The sequence below is a fragment of the Desulfosarcina ovata subsp. ovata genome (assembly GCF_009689005.1).
Classification (GTDB): domain Bacteria; phylum Desulfobacterota; class Desulfobacteria; order Desulfobacterales; family Desulfosarcinaceae; genus Desulfosarcina; species Desulfosarcina ovata.
Genome location: NZ_AP021879.1, coordinates 3,931,004 through 3,945,867, shown reverse-complemented (window position 1 = coordinate 3,945,867; position 14,864 = coordinate 3,931,004). Strand labels below are relative to the sequence as shown.

At 61.5% G+C, this 14,864-nt stretch carries 12 protein-coding genes; all 12 read left to right on the top strand.

All coding sequences use genetic code 11. The annotated features are described in order from the left end of the window. The first annotated feature begins 42 nt into the window (after positions 1-42). The 12 genes from GN112_RS17480 to GN112_RS17425 all read left to right on the top strand — a co-directional run bounded on the left by GN112_RS17480 (position 43) and on the right by GN112_RS17425 (position 14,862). Positions 43-3,810, top strand: a complete 3,768-nt coding sequence (locus GN112_RS17480) for a hydantoinase B/oxoprolinase family protein (protein ID WP_155311393.1) — start codon at positions 43-45, stop codon at positions 3,808-3,810. Between the two features lie 169 nt (positions 3,811-3,979). After that, on the top strand, positions 3,980-4,960 hold the full coding sequence (locus GN112_RS17475) for an AAA family ATPase (RefSeq protein ID WP_231713885.1): 981 nt from the start codon (positions 3,980-3,982) through the stop codon (positions 4,958-4,960). A 64-nt stretch (positions 4,961-5,024) separates the two neighbouring features. Continuing rightward, on the top strand, positions 5,025-5,309 hold the full coding sequence (locus tag GN112_RS17470; protein WP_155311392.1) for a GIY-YIG nuclease family protein: 285 nt from the start codon (positions 5,025-5,027) through the stop codon (positions 5,307-5,309). A gap of 131 nt (positions 5,310-5,440) precedes the next feature. After that, complete coding sequence (locus GN112_RS17465; protein ID WP_155311391.1) at positions 5,441-6,331, top strand: DUF58 domain-containing protein; 891 nt, start codon at positions 5,441-5,443, stop codon at positions 6,329-6,331. Further along, entirely contained in the window at positions 6,328-7,035 is a 708-nt protein-coding gene (locus GN112_RS17460; protein ID WP_155311390.1) for a DUF4381 family protein, read from the top strand. The genes GN112_RS17465 and GN112_RS17460 overlap by 4 nt, the downstream gene beginning before the upstream one ends. Before the next feature lie 3 nt (positions 7,036-7,038). Beyond that, entirely contained in the window at positions 7,039-8,037 is a 999-nt protein-coding gene (locus tag GN112_RS17455) for a VWA domain-containing protein (protein ID WP_155311389.1), read from the top strand. Then, positions 8,034-9,860 carry a VWA domain-containing protein gene (locus tag GN112_RS17450; protein WP_155311388.1) on the top strand — a complete coding sequence of 609 codons (1,827 nt, stop codon included), beginning with the start codon at positions 8,034-8,036 and terminating at the stop codon, positions 9,858-9,860. The genes GN112_RS17455 and GN112_RS17450 overlap by 4 nt, the downstream gene beginning before the upstream one ends. An 18-nt stretch (positions 9,861-9,878) precedes the next feature. Then, on the top strand, positions 9,879-11,615 hold the full coding sequence (locus tag GN112_RS17445; RefSeq protein ID WP_155311387.1) for a BatD family protein: 1,737 nt from the start codon (positions 9,879-9,881) through the stop codon (positions 11,613-11,615). Next, a complete protein-coding gene (locus GN112_RS17440) occupies positions 11,612-12,364 on the top strand; it encodes a tetratricopeptide repeat protein (protein WP_155311386.1) in 753 nt (250 codons plus the stop codon). Before GN112_RS17445 ends, GN112_RS17440 begins: the two co-directional genes overlap by 4 nt. A 64-nt stretch (positions 12,365-12,428) precedes the next feature. Continuing rightward, positions 12,429-12,968 (top strand): transposase, encoded by a 540-nt coding sequence (locus GN112_RS17435; RefSeq protein ID WP_155311385.1) that lies wholly within the window; start codon positions 12,429-12,431, stop codon positions 12,966-12,968. Between the two features lie 249 nt (positions 12,969-13,217). Next, positions 13,218-14,075: a metal ABC transporter solute-binding protein, Zn/Mn family gene (locus tag GN112_RS17430; protein WP_231717050.1), complete on the top strand. Its 858-nt coding sequence runs from the start codon at positions 13,218-13,220 to the stop codon at positions 14,073-14,075. Continuing rightward, complete coding sequence (locus tag GN112_RS17425) at positions 14,062-14,862, top strand: metal ABC transporter ATP-binding protein (RefSeq protein ID WP_231717049.1); 801 nt, start codon at positions 14,062-14,064, stop codon at positions 14,860-14,862. Before GN112_RS17430 ends, GN112_RS17425 begins: the two co-directional genes overlap by 14 nt. The last annotated feature ends 2 nt before the right edge of the window (positions 14,863-14,864 follow it).

Below are 14,864 nucleotides of genomic sequence, written 5' to 3'. Positions count from 1 at the left end.
TTAGTGACCATTCAGAACAGAACCCATGCAAAGTGATCCAACATGGCTGACCCAACAAAAATCCGTTTTTCCATTGACCGCGGCGGCACGTTCACCGACATCTACGCCGAAGTGCCCGGTGAGCCCGGCTTCCGGGTGGTCAAGCTCCTCTCCGAAGATCCGCGGAATTACGACGATGCCCCCCGGGAAGGCATCCGGCGGGTGCTGGCCGACGTCACCGGCCTGGACATTCCCAAAAATCGCGTGCCGGAAGAGATGATCGAGTGGATCCGTATGGGTACCACCGTGGCCACCAACGCCCTCCTGGAGCGCAAAGGCGCCCGCTGCGCCCTATTGGTCACCCGGGGCTTCCGGGACATCCTGCAGATCGGCAATCAGGACCGGCCCGATATCTTCGACCTAAAAATCCGCAAGCCGGAACTGCTTTACGAGAGTGTGGTGGAAGCGGACGAGCGCCTGCGCCTGCTACGCGACGATGAAGACGAGCCCGAAGCACCGGTGGTCCGGGGCGTCACCGGCGAGCGCCTGGTGGTGATCGAGGCGCTGGATCCGGAGTCATTGCGCCCGCCGCTGCAGCAGATCCTTGACCAGGGGATCCGCAGCCTGGCGGTGGTTTTTATGCACGCCTATGCCTGGCCGGATCACGAACAGGCCGTTGGGCGTCTGGCCCGGGAGATGGGCTTTGCACAGATCTCCCTTTCTTCTCAGGTGATGCCCATGGTCAAGTTGGTGGCCCGGGGCGACACGACCATGACCGACGCCTACCTCAATCCCCATATCCGCAGCTACCTGGACAGTTTCAGGGAGGGGTTTGAAGGCGGCTTGTCCGATGCGGACCTGCTGTTCATGCAGTCGGACGGCGGCCTGGCCCGGGCCGACGACTTCACCGGCAGCCGGGCGATCCTCTCCGGGCCGGCCGGCGGGGTGGTGGGTTACGCCATGACTACCTTCAGCGACTCAGCCGGCCAGCCGGTGATCGGCTTTGACATGGGCGGCACCTCCACCGACGTTTCCCGTTTCGGCGGGGGGTACGAACTGGCTTTCGAGACCGAAACCGCCGGGGTGCGCATCCAGGCGCCCCAGCTGCAGATCAAGACCGTGGCCGCCGGCGGCGGCAGCCGCCTTTTTTTCGACAACGGCATGTTCCTGGTGGGGCCCGAATCGTCCGGCGCCCACCCCGGACCGGTGTGCTACCGCAAAGGCGGCTTCCTTTCCGTCACCGACGCCAACCTGGTTCTGGGACGCCTGCAGCCCGACTACTTCCCCCACATCTTCGGCCTCACCGAGGACCAACCCCTGGACCTGAAGGCGGCGCGCGACGCCATGGAGACGTTGACCCAGGAAATCAACGCCTACACCAACCGCAGCGGCAACAATGCCATGACCGTAGAGGAGGTGGCCATGGGCTTCCTCCGGGTGGCCAACGAAACCATGGTGCGCCCCATCCGCGAAATCTCGGTCATGCGCGGATTCGACATCAAGGAACACATTCTGGCCACCTTCGGTGGCGCCGGCGCCCAGCACGCCTGTGCCATCGCCCGCAGCCTGGGCATTTCGAAAATTTTCATCCACCGCTTTTCCGGAATTCTCTCGGCCTACGGCATCGGCCTGGCCAACGTGGTCGCCGAACGCCAGCAACCCGCGGCCATGGTTTATGGTAAAAGCGCCTACCGGAAACTGCAGGAGCAGCTGGCCGCCATACAGGCCGATGCCGAACGCGAACTCGCCGCTCAGGGATTTAGCGCAGACCGGATCACGGCCGTCCGCTACCTCAACATGCGCTACCACGGAACGGACACGGCCCTGATGATCCCCGAACCGGACGACGGCGATTTCGAAGCCGCCTTCAAGGCCACCTACCGCCGGGAGTTCGGCTTCGACCTGACCGATCGCGACATCCACGTCGACGATCTCCGGGTCCGCGCCCAGGGACAGGCCGCCGGCCTGCGCAAGGTGCCCATCTTCGCCGCCGAGGGAGCGGCCGTGCCGGTGGACCGCCAACCCTGCTACTTCGAAGACGCCTGGTGCGAGACGGCCATATTCCGCATGGCCGATCTCAAGGCCGGCCACGCCATCGACGGCCCGGCAATCATCATCCAGGACGCGGCCACCATCGTGGTCGAGCCGGACTGCCGGGCGACGGTGAGCCGCTACGGCGACATCCAGATCCAGGTGGGCGAGGGCAGCGCCGAGCGCCTCGATACCCGGGTGGACCCGGTCCGGCTCTCCATCTTCAGCAACCTGTTCATGTCCATTGCCGAGCAGATGGGTCGCATGCTGCAGAAGACCGCCATCTCCACCAACATCAAAGAACGCCTGGATTTCTCCTGCGCCCTCTTCGGCCCCACGGGCAACCTGGTGGCCAATGCGCCCCACCTGCCCGTGCACCTGGGCTCCATGAGCGCCGCGGTCAAGGAACAGATCCGCCGCCAGGCGGGCAACCTGGTTCCGGGAGATGTGCTGGTCTCCAACCATCCGGCGGCCGGCGGCAGCCACCTGCCCGACATCACCGTGATCACCCCGGTGTTCCGGGACGACCGGATCATCTTCTGGGTGGCCAGCCGCGGCCACCACGCCGACATCGGCGGCATCTCGCCCGGTTCCATGCCGCCGGGTTCCCGGCGCATCGAAGAAGAGGGCGCCTGCATCAGCTCGTTCAAACTGGTGGAAAACGGCATCTTCCAGGAAGCAGGGATCAGCGATCTGCTCCTGGCACCGGGCCGGCTCACGCCCCTGCCGGGCCGACCGGCCATCTCGGGCACGCGCCTTCTGGCCGACAACATCTCCGATCTCAAGGCCCAGGTGGCCGCCAACCAGAAGGGCATCGAGCTGGTCCTGGAAATGGTCGATCACTACGGCCTGGATGGGGTGCAAGCGTACATGGGCCATGTGCAGGACGCCGCCGAGACGGCGGTGCGCAGCCGCTTGCAGGACCTATCCCGGGCCAAGGGCATGGGGGAGAAAGATACGGTCACGGCCGTGGACTATCTGGACGACGGCAGCCCCATCGTGCTCTCGCTGACCATCGACCGCAGGGACGGCAGCGCCGTGTTCGATTTTGCCGGCACCGGCCTCGAAATTTGGGGCAACTGCAACGCCCCGGCGGCAGTGACCCGTTCGGCGATCCTCTACAGCCTGCGCTGTTTGATCGAAAAGGACCTGCCGCTCAACGACGGCTGCCTGATCCCGATCACCATCCACATCCCCAAGGGCAGCCTTTTGGATCCCTCCATCGAGGCAGCCGTGGTGGGCGGCAACGTGCTCACCTCCCAGCGGGTGGTGGACGTGGTGCTAAAGGCCTTTGGCGTGGTGGCAGCCTCCCAGGGATGCATGAACAACTTCACCTTCGGCAACGACCGCTTCGGTTATTACGAAACCATCGCCGGCGGCGCCGGTGCGGGTCCCACCTGGGACGGCCAGACCGGCGTGCACACCCACATGACCAACACGCGCATCACCGATCCGGAAATCCTCGAACGGCGCTATCCGATTCTGCTCAGGGAATTCTCCATCCGCCAGGGCTCCGGCGGCGACGGGCAGCACCGCGGCGGCGACGGGCTGGTTCGCGAGGTGGAATTCCTCGAACCGCTCAACATGGCGATCCTCTCCGAGCGCCGGGTCTTCGCGCCCTATGGCCTGGAAGGCGGCAAGCCGGGACGGCGCGGGGAAAACATTTTCATCCACCAGGACGGCCGCCGGTTGAACCTGGGGGCCAAGAACGAAATTATCGCCAGCCCCGGTGACCGCTTCCGCATTCTCACTCCGGGCGGGGGTGGGTTTGGAAAAAAAGCGTGTATTACCAAAAAATAATTTTTTCCATAAGGTAACCGCCTATCTTTAAATATAAATGCGATTAACCGCCAACGTGTTTTGACCACCTTGACAACCCCGGACACCTCGCCTATTTTGGCCTTGGTTTGAACGCCGGCCCCCACCGGCGCACTTTTTTCCCAAAAGCGAAAACTAAAAGGAGAATCCCGTGCCGCTGGAAGAACTCAACGCGCAGATTGAAGCCAAACATCTCGTGGTCAACCGCATCCGCGAGGAGATCGGAAAGGTGCTGGTGGGTCAGCGGGAGCTGATCGACGGGCTGCTCATGGGAATTTTCACCCGCGGCCATATTCTCATCGAGGGCGTTCCCGGCCTGGCCAAAACCAGCGCGGTCAAGGCCCTGGCCGATACGGTGCACGCCGATTTCAAACGCATCCAGTTCACCCCCGACCTCTTGCCCGCCGACCTTGTCGGCACCGAGGTGTACCGGCCCAAGACCGGTGATTTCAGCATTAAAAAGGGTCCTTTGTTCAACAACATCATCCTGGCCGATGAAATCAACCGCGCCCCGTCAAAGGTGCAGTCCGCCCTTCTGGAAGCCATGCAGGAGCGCCAGGTGACCATCGGCGACACCACCTTTCCGCTGCCCGATCCCTTCCTGGTGCTGGCCACGCAGAATCCCATCGAACAGGAGGGCACCTACCCGCTGCCCGAGGCCCAGGTGGACCGCTTCATGCTCAAAATTCTCATCGACTACCCGGACAAGGCCGAGGAGAAGGAGATCATGAAACGGGTGGGGTTCGACGCCCCGGAGGCGGTGCAGCCGGTGCTGGACCCGGCCCAGATCAGCGCCGTGGGGGAATTGATCAACCGCGTCTACATGGACGAAAAACTCAAGGAGTATATCGTCGATCTGGTTTTCGCCACGCGCAACCCGGCCGACTACAACATTGACGTGGCCCACTACATCCAGTTCGGCGCCTCGCCCCGGGCCACGATCTTCCTCAGTCTGGCCGCCCGGGCCTACGCCTTTTTACAGGGCCGCGCCTACGTGACCCCCCAGGATGTCAAGACCATCGCCCCGGCCGTGCTGCGCCACCGCATCCTGTTGACCTACGAAGCCGAGGCCGAGGATATCGACACAGACCAGATCGTCGGGCGGATTTTCGATTCGGTGGAGGTACCGTAAGGTTAGGGGATGTTCCGGTTCGTCATTCCGGCGAATGCCGGAATCCAGGAGGTCACCGGCAACCATGCAACCGGCTGTTACCATTCTAGCGAGCAAACGTAACGGAACACTCTATATTGGAGTAACGTCGAACCTCGTTAAACGGGTATGGGAACACAAAAACAATATCATTGCAGATTTTACCAAGCGCTACAACGTTCACCAACTGGTTTGGTACGAAATACACGCAACAATGGAAGCCGCCATTCAAAGAGAAAAGCAGCTTAAAAACTGGAAACGAAAATGGAAGCTGGATTTGATTGAAAAAGTTAATCCAGCTTGGCAAGATTTGTATGGTCAGATTGTTTGACAATCTTATCGAAAGTTAAAAATTTGCGTCACTCCGGCGAACGCCGGAATCCAGCCATTGCAATATATTCTGGATGCCGGATCAAGTCCGGCATGACGAGGCAGGCGAATCTTACGAAATTATCATATTCTATGCTCTCTCCCGAAATTATCAAAAAAATAAAGAAAGTTCACATCAAAACCGGCCGCATGGTCAACACCATCATGGCCGGCCAGTACCGCTCGATCTTCCGCGGGGCGGGCATCGAATTCGAAGAGGTGCGCGAGTACACCCCCGGCGACGACGTCAAGAGCATCGACTGGAAGGTATCGGCCCGCATGGGCAAACCCTTCATCAAACGCTACCGCGAGGAACGCGAACAGGTGGTCATGCTCCTGGTTGACATGAGTGCCTCGGGCCGTTTCGGCACCACGGACAGCGTCAAACGCGAGACCGCCGCCGAGATCGCTGCCATCCTGGCCTTCAATGCCATCCGCAACAACGACAAGGCCGGCGCAATCCTCTTCACCGACCAGGTGGAGCGCTACATTCCGCCCAAAAAGGGATCGGCCCATGTGTGGCGGCTGATCCGCGAGATCTTTACCTTCCAGCCCCGGCACACCGGCACCGATATCGTCGCCGCCGTGGATTTCCTAGCGCGGGTGTGCCGCAAGCGTACGGTGGCCTTTCTGGTTTCGGATTTTCTCACCGAACGCTTCGACCGGTCGACCACCCTGCGCATCCGCTCGGCGGCCCGCAAGCACGAACTGGTCAGCGTACTGGTGACCGATCCCGGCGAATTCCACCTGCCCGACGGCGGCATCGTGGCCCTCAAGGATCTGGAGACCGGTGCCGTTCGCTATCTGGACGCCGCTGACCGCGCCACCCGGCAGCGCTTTCAGGCCAGCCGCCAGGCGGTTCATGATCGAATTCTCGACACCCACAAGGCCATGGATACGGACTGTATCGAGATGCCCACGGACGGCGATGCGGCCGATGCCCTGGTGCGCTATTTCCATTACCGGGAGCGGCGTCGACGATGAGACACGCGGCAACCATCGTTATTGGCCTGATCCTGTGGCTGGCCATCTGGCCAGTTTCTCCGGCCCTGGCCGCGGAGGATCCGGCACCAGTCGCCCCGCCCACGGCCTCAACCCCGGCAGCGCCGGACACACCGGCGCCCATGACCGATATCCACGATATCCGCCCGCCCGTACCCGTCGGGGTCGACCTGCCGCCCTGGCTGATCCCCGTGCTGCTGGCATTGGCGGCGGTCGCGTTTCTCGCGGCCCTTTGGTGGTGGTGGCGCAGGCACCGGAAAGAACGGGCCATCGAAACCATCGTTCCCGAACTGCCCCCGGAAATGGTCGCCATGCAGGCCCTGGACACGATCAGCGATGTACGTGGGCAAAACGGCAAGGCCTTCTATTTTCAATTGTCGGCGATCCTGCGGCAGTATGTGTTCGGCCGCTATGCCGTAGGCGCCCCCGAGATGACCACTGAAGAGTTCGTGCCCTGCGTCGACCGGCTGCCCATCGACGGCGAACTGGCCCGCCAGCTCAAAAATCTCTGTCGCGCCATGGATCCGGTCAAGTTCGGGGGATTGGGCGCAGAGGAGAAACAGATGGAAACCGACCTCTTTTTCGTCCGCGGCTTCGTCCGCCAGACTACGCCGGAAAGTGGCGCCGAAGCGAACCAGGCCGATCCGGTTGATGCGCCCAAAGCGCTGCCACCGGGGGAGGCCTGATCCATGCTGCGATTCGCCTCTCCCTGGTGCTTCCTGCTGCTGTTGCTCCTGCCGCTGCTAGCCGGGTATCGCCACCGCCGCCACCGCCCCCCGACCATGGCCAGCAGCGCCCTCTTTCCCCTGGCCGGGATTCCCATGTCAACGGCCCTGCGCCTTCGGCCGCTGGTCCCGGCCATCAAGTACGCGGCGCTGGTTCTCATGATCGTGGCCCTGGCCCGTCCCCAGTGGGGCACCGAGCGCACCGAAGTGCTCACCGAGGGGGTCAACATCGTGCTGGCTCTGGATCTTTCCGAAAGCATGGCGGCCCTCGATTTCAAGAAGCAGGGCCGCGTGGTCAACCGGCTGGAGGCGGTCAAGGGGGTGGTGCAGGAATTCGTTGCCGGCCGCAGCGGCGACCGCATCGGCATGGTGGTCTTCGGCACCCACGCCTACACCCAGCTGCCCCTGACCCGGGATTACAATACCCTGGTCAGCATCCTCGACCGACTGAAGATCGGGGCGGCCGGTGAGCGCACGGCCATCGGCGATGCCATCGGCATCAGCTTGAAGCGGCTGAGCGACATCAAGAGCAAGTCCAACATCATCATCCTGCTCACCGACGGCCAGAGCAACGCCGGCGAACTCTCGCCGGAAACCGCCGGTGATATTGCCAGGGAGAAGGGTGTCAAGATCTACACCATCGGCGTGGGCACCCGGGGCAAGGCCCCCTTTCTGGTCAAGGATCCGCTGTTTGGCGAACGCTATGTCTACCAGCGGGTCAGCATCGACGAGGATACGCTCAAGGCCATTGCCGAAAAAACCGGTGGGCTTTACTTTCGCGCCGAAGACCTGGCGGGGCTGCAGGACGGTTATGCCACCATCGACAAACTGGAGAAGACCGAGGTCAAGGTGGACATCTTCGCCGACTACAGCGAGATCTACCCCTGGCTGCTCGTCCCGGCGATTCTTCTTCTGCCCCTTTATATAGTCCTGCGCAATACGCGCTACCTGGTTGTGCCATGAGTTTTTTCAGAACCCAAATGCTGTTCTTCATCTGGGCCGTCCCCCTGCTGCTGCTGACCGTTGTCTACGGCATGCGGCGGCGGCGCCACATCCTGCGCCGTTTCGCCTCGGATCACGGTCTGGCGGCCATCGCGCCATACGATGCGGCCGTCCGGCGCTGGATCAAGGGAGCCCTGCTGGCCGGGGCGGTGCTCTTTACCGCCGTGGCCCTGGCCGGACCCAAATATGGCTACCGCTGGCAGGAGATCCACCAGCGCGGTGTGGACATCGTCATCGCCCTGGACTGCTCCCGGTCCATGACCGCCGCCGACATCCAGCCCTCCCGCCTGGAACGCGCCAAACGGGAGGTATTCGACCTTCTGGGCATGCTCCAGGGGGACCGCGTGGGTTTGGTGGCCTTTGCCGGCACCGCCTTTCTGCAATGTCCGCTGACCCTGGACTACGACGCCTTCAATCTCTTTTTGAATGCTCTCTCCCCCGATTATCTGCCGGTGGGCGGCACCGACATCACCGGCGCCCTGGAAACGGCCATGAACAGCTTCGATCCCAAAAGTGTTGCGGACAAGGCCGTCATCCTGATCACCGATGGAGAGAACACCGGCAGCGGCGACCCGATTGCGGCGGCCGAGACTTTCAAGGAGAAATCGATCAAACTGTTCTGCATCGGCGTGGGCAGCAGCGACGGGGTACCGATTCCCGAGACCGACGGCGGGTTCAAAAAGGATCGCAGCGGGCAGATTGTCCTCTCCCGGCTGGACGAAACCACCCTCAAGAAAATGGCCGTGGTCACCGGCGGCACCTATGTGCGCTCCATGGCCGGCGACATGGACCTGGACGCCATCTACACCGACGAGATCCGCCGCACCATGGACGCCGAAACGGTAACCTCGGGCCGCAAGCAGGTGTGGGAAGACCGCTTCCAGTGGCCCCTGGCCCTGGCCCTGGCCTGCCTGGTGGCCGAACTGATGCTGCCGGTCACCCGCAAAACGGTGGCCACGACATTGCTGGCGGCCCTGATGCTCCTGCCGGCGGCCCCATCCCAGGCCAACGACACCCGCCAGGCAATCGAAGCCTACCAGCAGGGGGAGTACGATAAAGCCCTGAAACACTTCACCGACGCCCAGCTGAATGCGCCGGACAAACCCGAGTCGCTTTACAACGTGGCCAATGCCTACTATAAAACCGGCAATTTCGATGCGGCTGCCGAACACTATCAGAAGGTTATCGAAACCGATGACAAGGCGCTGAAGCAGAAAGCCCTGTACAACCTGGGCAATACCGAATTCCGGCGCGGGAACGCCAAAAAGGCCATCGAAGACTACGAAGCGGCCCTGGCCCTGGCCCCGGAGGACAAGCTGACCAAAGAGAATATCGAATTCGTCAAAAAGGCGCTGGAACAGCAGCAGAAGCAGCAACAGTCAGGTGACCGCCAGCAGAACCAGAAAGACCAGGAACAAAATCAGGAGCAACAGGATCAGCAGCCATCCGCTCCATCCGAAGGAAAACAGGATCAGCAACAACAACAGCAGCAGCAGCAGGAAAACCAAGCCCAGAATCCCCCCTCGGATGGAGAGCAGGAGAAAAAACAACCTGAATCAGGCAATGCGAAGGACCAGGAACAACCGGCGGATCAGTCCGGTGCCCCTCAGTCCAAAGAGCCCGAAGACGATCAGCAGGCGTCCGCTTCATCCCAACCGGCCCAGCCAGGAGAGCCGTCCGGCGATCCCGGCCAGGCCGAACGGATGCTCAACCGCCTGCAGGACCAACCGGGACGGGCCCTGATGCCGGCCACCGGTAGCCAACGGGTGGAGAAGGACTGGTAATTGGGACGGCGCTCTAATATGACGTCAATAATAAATAAGACTACAATCGCTGTATTCATCTTGCTGGCGACGGCCATGGCCGCCCAGGCCGCCAGTGTGCGCGCCGTGGTGGACCGCAACCAGGCCACCGTGGGCGAATCGATCCGCCTGCAGGTATCCATCGAGGGGGGCGACGGTGAGGTCGACCTCTCGGGGCTCAGTGACTTCAAGACCATTTCCCGCGGGTCCACCAGCAGTTTCCAGATGATCAACGGCCGCACCTCACGGCAGCTGATCCATAGCTATGCGCTGGTTCCGCTGGCGGCCGGCAGCCTGACCATCCCGGCCATTCCCGTTACCATTGACGGAAAAGTCCACTATACCGCCCCCATCCGCATCACGGTGTCAAAAGAACCACCGGCGGAGAGCGGCCGGCGCGATGTGTATGTGACCGCCGAAGTCTCCCAGGCCGCGCCCTGGGTCGGCCAGCAGATCGTCTACACCTTCCGGCTTTTCAATGCGGTCCAGATTGCCGACGCCAAGTTCCAGGCGCCGTCATTCGACGGCTTTCACGCCGAGGAGATCGAGGATCGACAATCCCATCGAACGGTAATCAACGGCCGCGAGTTCATCGTCACCGAGGTCACCTTTATCCTGGTACCGGTGAAAACCGGCACCCTGACCATCGCGCCGGCCGTACTGCAGGTGGGCCTGATGCAGCGCAGTCGCCGCCCCAGGCCGTTTGCCGGTATGGACGCCTTTTTCGGGCGCGGTGAGATGACCACCCGCGTGCTGCAGAGCGATCCCGTCACCGTTCAGGTCCGCGATCTTCCCGTCAGACCGCCGGGAATGGATTTTTCCGGCCTGGTGGGACACTTTGACATCAAGGCCAGCCTGGACCAAAGCGAAGTAAAGGTGGGCGATTCCACAACGCTGAGTGTCACCGTCAGCGGCAGCGGCAACATCATGGACTGCGCGCCACCGGCCGTCCCCGCACCGTCGGAATTCAAGACCTATGCGGACAACCCCGAAGAGACGGTGCAGAAAGACGCCAGCGGCTACAGCGGCAGCAAAACCTTCCGTACGGCCCTGGTGCCGGTAAAGGCCGGCCAGTACCGCATCGCGCCCATCCGCCTGACCTATTTCGATGTGGCCGAGGGCGCCTACCGCACCCTCTCCACACCGCCAAGCGACATTCAGGTCCGCCCCTCGGCAACGGCATCCACCGACATCGACGTCTTCCGGGCGGCACCGGATCAGCCCCAGTCGCTCAAGAAGCAGGTCGAATTCACCGGCCGGGACATCCTGCCGCTGAAGACCGGGCTGGAGGCCTTGCAAACCCGGCGATCCATGTCACCGCTGATCTTCGGTATGCTGCTGGGCCTGCCGATGATCGGCTTCTTTGTCACCCGCACCGCACTGCGCATGATGCAAAAAGATGAATCCCCGGGACGGATCATGGCCGACCGGGCCCGGCAGGCCCTGAAAGCCGCTGCGGCCGGCGACATCACCGACACCGATTTTCTCTCGGCCCTTTACCGCGCCCTGGTATCGGCCATCCTCGGCCGGCAGGGGGCCATGGGTACCTCCCTGACCTGGTCGGAGGCGCGCACACGGCTGACCGAAATCGGCTGGGACTCGGCCGACGCCGAATCGGCCGCACGGCTTCTGGAAACCGTGGAATCGTTCAACTACTCCGGCGGCAAGCTGGATCGCGAAACACGCAGCGATCTGCTGGACCGGACCCGCCAGGTGGTACGGAGGCTGGCACGATGAGACGATGGATCTCCTTCACCTTGTGGATTCTGCTTCTCCTGAATCTTCCCGTCGGCGCCTGGGCGATTGAAGACGCCCATACGTTCATGGACGGCACCGCCGCGTATCAGAAAGGCAACTGGCCGGCGGCCATCGACGCATTCCAACGACTGGCCGATGGCGGCATCGACAATGGCCTGTTGTTTTACAACCTGGGCAATGCCTACCTGAAGAACGATGACGTCGGCCACGCCATTTTGTGGTACGAACGGGCCTTGAAGCGGATCCCCGGCAACCCGGATCTGCACTTCAATTACAACTACGCCCTGACCCTGACCCGGGACGAGCCGGGTGAAAAGGAATCGCCGCTCCTGCGCATTCTCTTTTTCTGGAAATATCAGCTCAGCGCGGCCAGCGTCCGCTGGGCGGCCCTGCTGCTCAACGCGGCCCTGTGGACGGCCCTGGCCGTTCTGGCCGTGCGTAAAAAACGCCTCCTGCGGCCCGGCACCCTCCTGACCGCTGCCGCCGCCCTGATCTTCACCGCCACTGCGGTCTTCAACTATATCGAAGCCGCCCACATGCATGATGCGATCATCCTGCCCGAGGAGGTCGCCGTACGTTCCGGTTTCACCGACACCGCCACCCAGCTGTTCGTCCTGCACGCCGGCACCCGGGTGCGCGTGGAGCGGGAGTCCGGTGACTACCGGCTCATCTGCTACACCGCGGACAAGATCGGGTGGGTGAAAAAAGCGGATGCCGGAATTATTTAAAACGATGGATCTTCCGTAGGGGCACGGCGCGCCGTGCCCTTTTATCATATCCCATGGGATTTAAATGAATTACGATCCCACCATCCACAAACGCCGATCCATCCGGCTCAAGGGATACGATTATTCCTCGCCCGGGGCGTATTTCATTACCCTTTGCACCCACGGGCAGGTGTGTTTGTTCGGTGATATCACCGACGGCCACATGAAACTGAATGATGCCGGCCGCATCGTCACCGACGAATGGATCCAAACGGCCGTCATTCGCAATGAAATCGAATTGGATGAATGGGTGGTGATGCCCAATCATTTTCACGGAATCGTGTTCCTTCGGCCTCGTAGGGGCACGGCGCGCCGTGCCCCTACAACAACCCGCGAGCAATTTGGAAAACCGGTTGCGGGTTCACTGCCGACGATCGTCCGGGCATTCAAATCCGCCGTCACCCGGCGTATCAACGAAATGCGCCGCACACCCGGTGCAAAGGTTTGGCAACGCAACTACTGGGAACACATCATTCGCAGCGAACCGGAATTAAGCGGCCTGCGCGAATATATCCGCAACAATCCGGTGCAATGGACGCTTGACCAACTGTATCGGGCACCGTAGGGGCGAAAAATATTTCGCCCCTACCATCCTCTGCAAGCGGATTTAGCCCCCCTATGATTAATTAATTTGCCCCGCCCCTTGCCAATCCCTACCCAATGCAATAGACTTGCATAGACTGATTTTGTTCCCATCAACCAACCCAACAACACAAGGGGATCAATGGTGAAGTATTTTAAAGCCTCGCTATTTGTTGTTTTGACAGCTTGTTGTTGTTTTATCAGCAGGTCCTGGGCCGGAGACCCCATCCCGGTGTTCGTCAGCGTCGCCCCCCAAGCCTACTTTGTGCAACAGATTGGCAAGGACCGGGTGGACGTGCAGGTACTGGTGGAGCCGGGTGCCGATCCGCACACCTACGAGCCCAAACCCCAGCAGATGGTGGCTCTGTCAAAGGCAAGGCTCTACTTCGCCATCGGCATCGAATTCGAAAAGGCCAAGCTGGGCAAAATTACGGCCATGAATCCGAATCTGACGGTCGTGCATACCGACCATGGCATCCTCAAGCTGCCCATGGCCGCCCACCACCATCATCCCGACGCGGCGGATGACGATCATGCAATGCCCCACACCGATAAAAGCGGAAAAGCGGTTTCATCCGAGATGCACGCCGAGCACGACCACGGCAGCCGCGATCCGCACATCTGGCTGTCGCCTCCCCTGGTGATGCTCCAGGCTCGCTCGATACTGACCGCCCTGGAGACGGTTGACCCTGACCACCGTTCGGGTTATGAAGCCAACTACCGGGCGTTCATGCTGGAACTGGTCGATCTTGACGCCCGTTTGCGAGCCGATTTTGACGGACTCCAGGGGTCGTCATTTATGGTGTTCCATCCCTCCTGGGGGACCTTCGCCCACGCCTACGGGCTGCGGCAGGTATCCATCGAAATCGAGGGCAAAAGCCCCAAGCCGGCACAACTCATGGCGCTGATCGAGCACGCCAGGGAAAGCGGCATCAAGGTGGTATTCGTGCAACCCCAGTTTTCTTTAAAAAGCGCCCGTGAAATCTCCAAGGCCATCGATGGCCGTGTGGTGGTGGTCGACCCGCTGGCCGGCGACTGGGCAACCCAATTGCGTAAAACGGCAGAGGAGATCAAACGTGCATTTGAATGATCAGGGGGAGGCGTCCCCCATCATCCAGATCGAAAACCTGGACTTCGCCTATAACGGCCAATCCGTTCTGGAGAATGTCAATATCGACGTCTTCGAGGGTGACTTTGTCGCCATGATCGGCCCCAACGGGGGCGGCAAAACGACACTGCTCAAGCTGATGCTGGGGCTGCTCAAACCGGCCCGCGGCAGCATCCGCATTCTGGGTGAAGCCCCCACCCAGGTTTCGCACCAGATCGGATATGTGCCCCAGGACGTGAACATCAACCGCCGTTTTCCGATCACCGCGCTGGATGTGGTGCTCATGGGCAAACTGGCCCCCGGCCGACGCTGGTCCAAAAACAAGACCCGGGATCGCCGCGATGCCCTGGAAGCGCTGGAGCGTATCGACATGGCCGCACACGCCGAGCGTCGCATCGGCGAACTCTCCGGCGGCCAGCGCCAGCGGGTTTTCATCGCCCGGGCCCTAGTCACCCATCCCCGGCTGTTGCTGCTGGACGAACCCACGGCCAGTATCGATTCCAAGGGGCAAAACGATTTTTACCAGCTGCTGAAAAGGCTCAACCAGGAGGTCTCCATCATTGTGGTCAGCCATGATTTTCTGGTGATCTCCACCTATGTCAAATCCGTGGCCTGCGTCAACCGTCGCCTGCACTACCACCACCAAGCCGAAATCACCGGCGACATGATGGAAGCCATGTACCCGTGCACCGTCGAAGAGGTCTGCCCCGTGGAACTGGTCACCCATGGCCGCCTGCCCCACCGCGTGCTTCGGCAACACGAGGAGTGATC

Excerpts from the sequence above, each read along its gene's own strand:
- GN112_RS17480 (WP_155311393.1), top strand. The coding sequence starts at position 43 with ATGGCTGACCCAACAAAAATCCGTTTTTCCATTGACCGCGGCGGCACG.
- GN112_RS17470 (WP_155311392.1), top strand. The coding sequence starts at position 5,025 with ATGCAACCGGCTGTTACCATTCTAGCGAGCAAACGTAACGGAACACTC.
- GN112_RS17465 (WP_155311391.1), top strand. The coding sequence starts at position 5,441 with ATGCTCTCTCCCGAAATTATCAAAAAAATAAAGAAAGTTCACATCAAA.
- GN112_RS17460 (WP_155311390.1), top strand. The coding sequence starts at position 6,328 with ATGAGACACGCGGCAACCATCGTTATTGGCCTGATCCTGTGGCTGGCC.
- GN112_RS17455 (WP_155311389.1), top strand. The coding sequence starts at position 7,039 with ATGCTGCGATTCGCCTCTCCCTGGTGCTTCCTGCTGCTGTTGCTCCTG.
- GN112_RS17450 (WP_155311388.1), top strand. The coding sequence starts at position 8,034 with ATGAGTTTTTTCAGAACCCAAATGCTGTTCTTCATCTGGGCCGTCCCC.
- GN112_RS17445 (WP_155311387.1), top strand. The coding sequence starts at position 9,879 with ATGACGTCAATAATAAATAAGACTACAATCGCTGTATTCATCTTGCTG.
- GN112_RS17440 (WP_155311386.1), top strand. The coding sequence starts at position 11,612 with ATGAGACGATGGATCTCCTTCACCTTGTGGATTCTGCTTCTCCTGAAT.
- GN112_RS17435 (WP_155311385.1), top strand. The coding sequence starts at position 12,429 with ATGAATTACGATCCCACCATCCACAAACGCCGATCCATCCGGCTCAAG.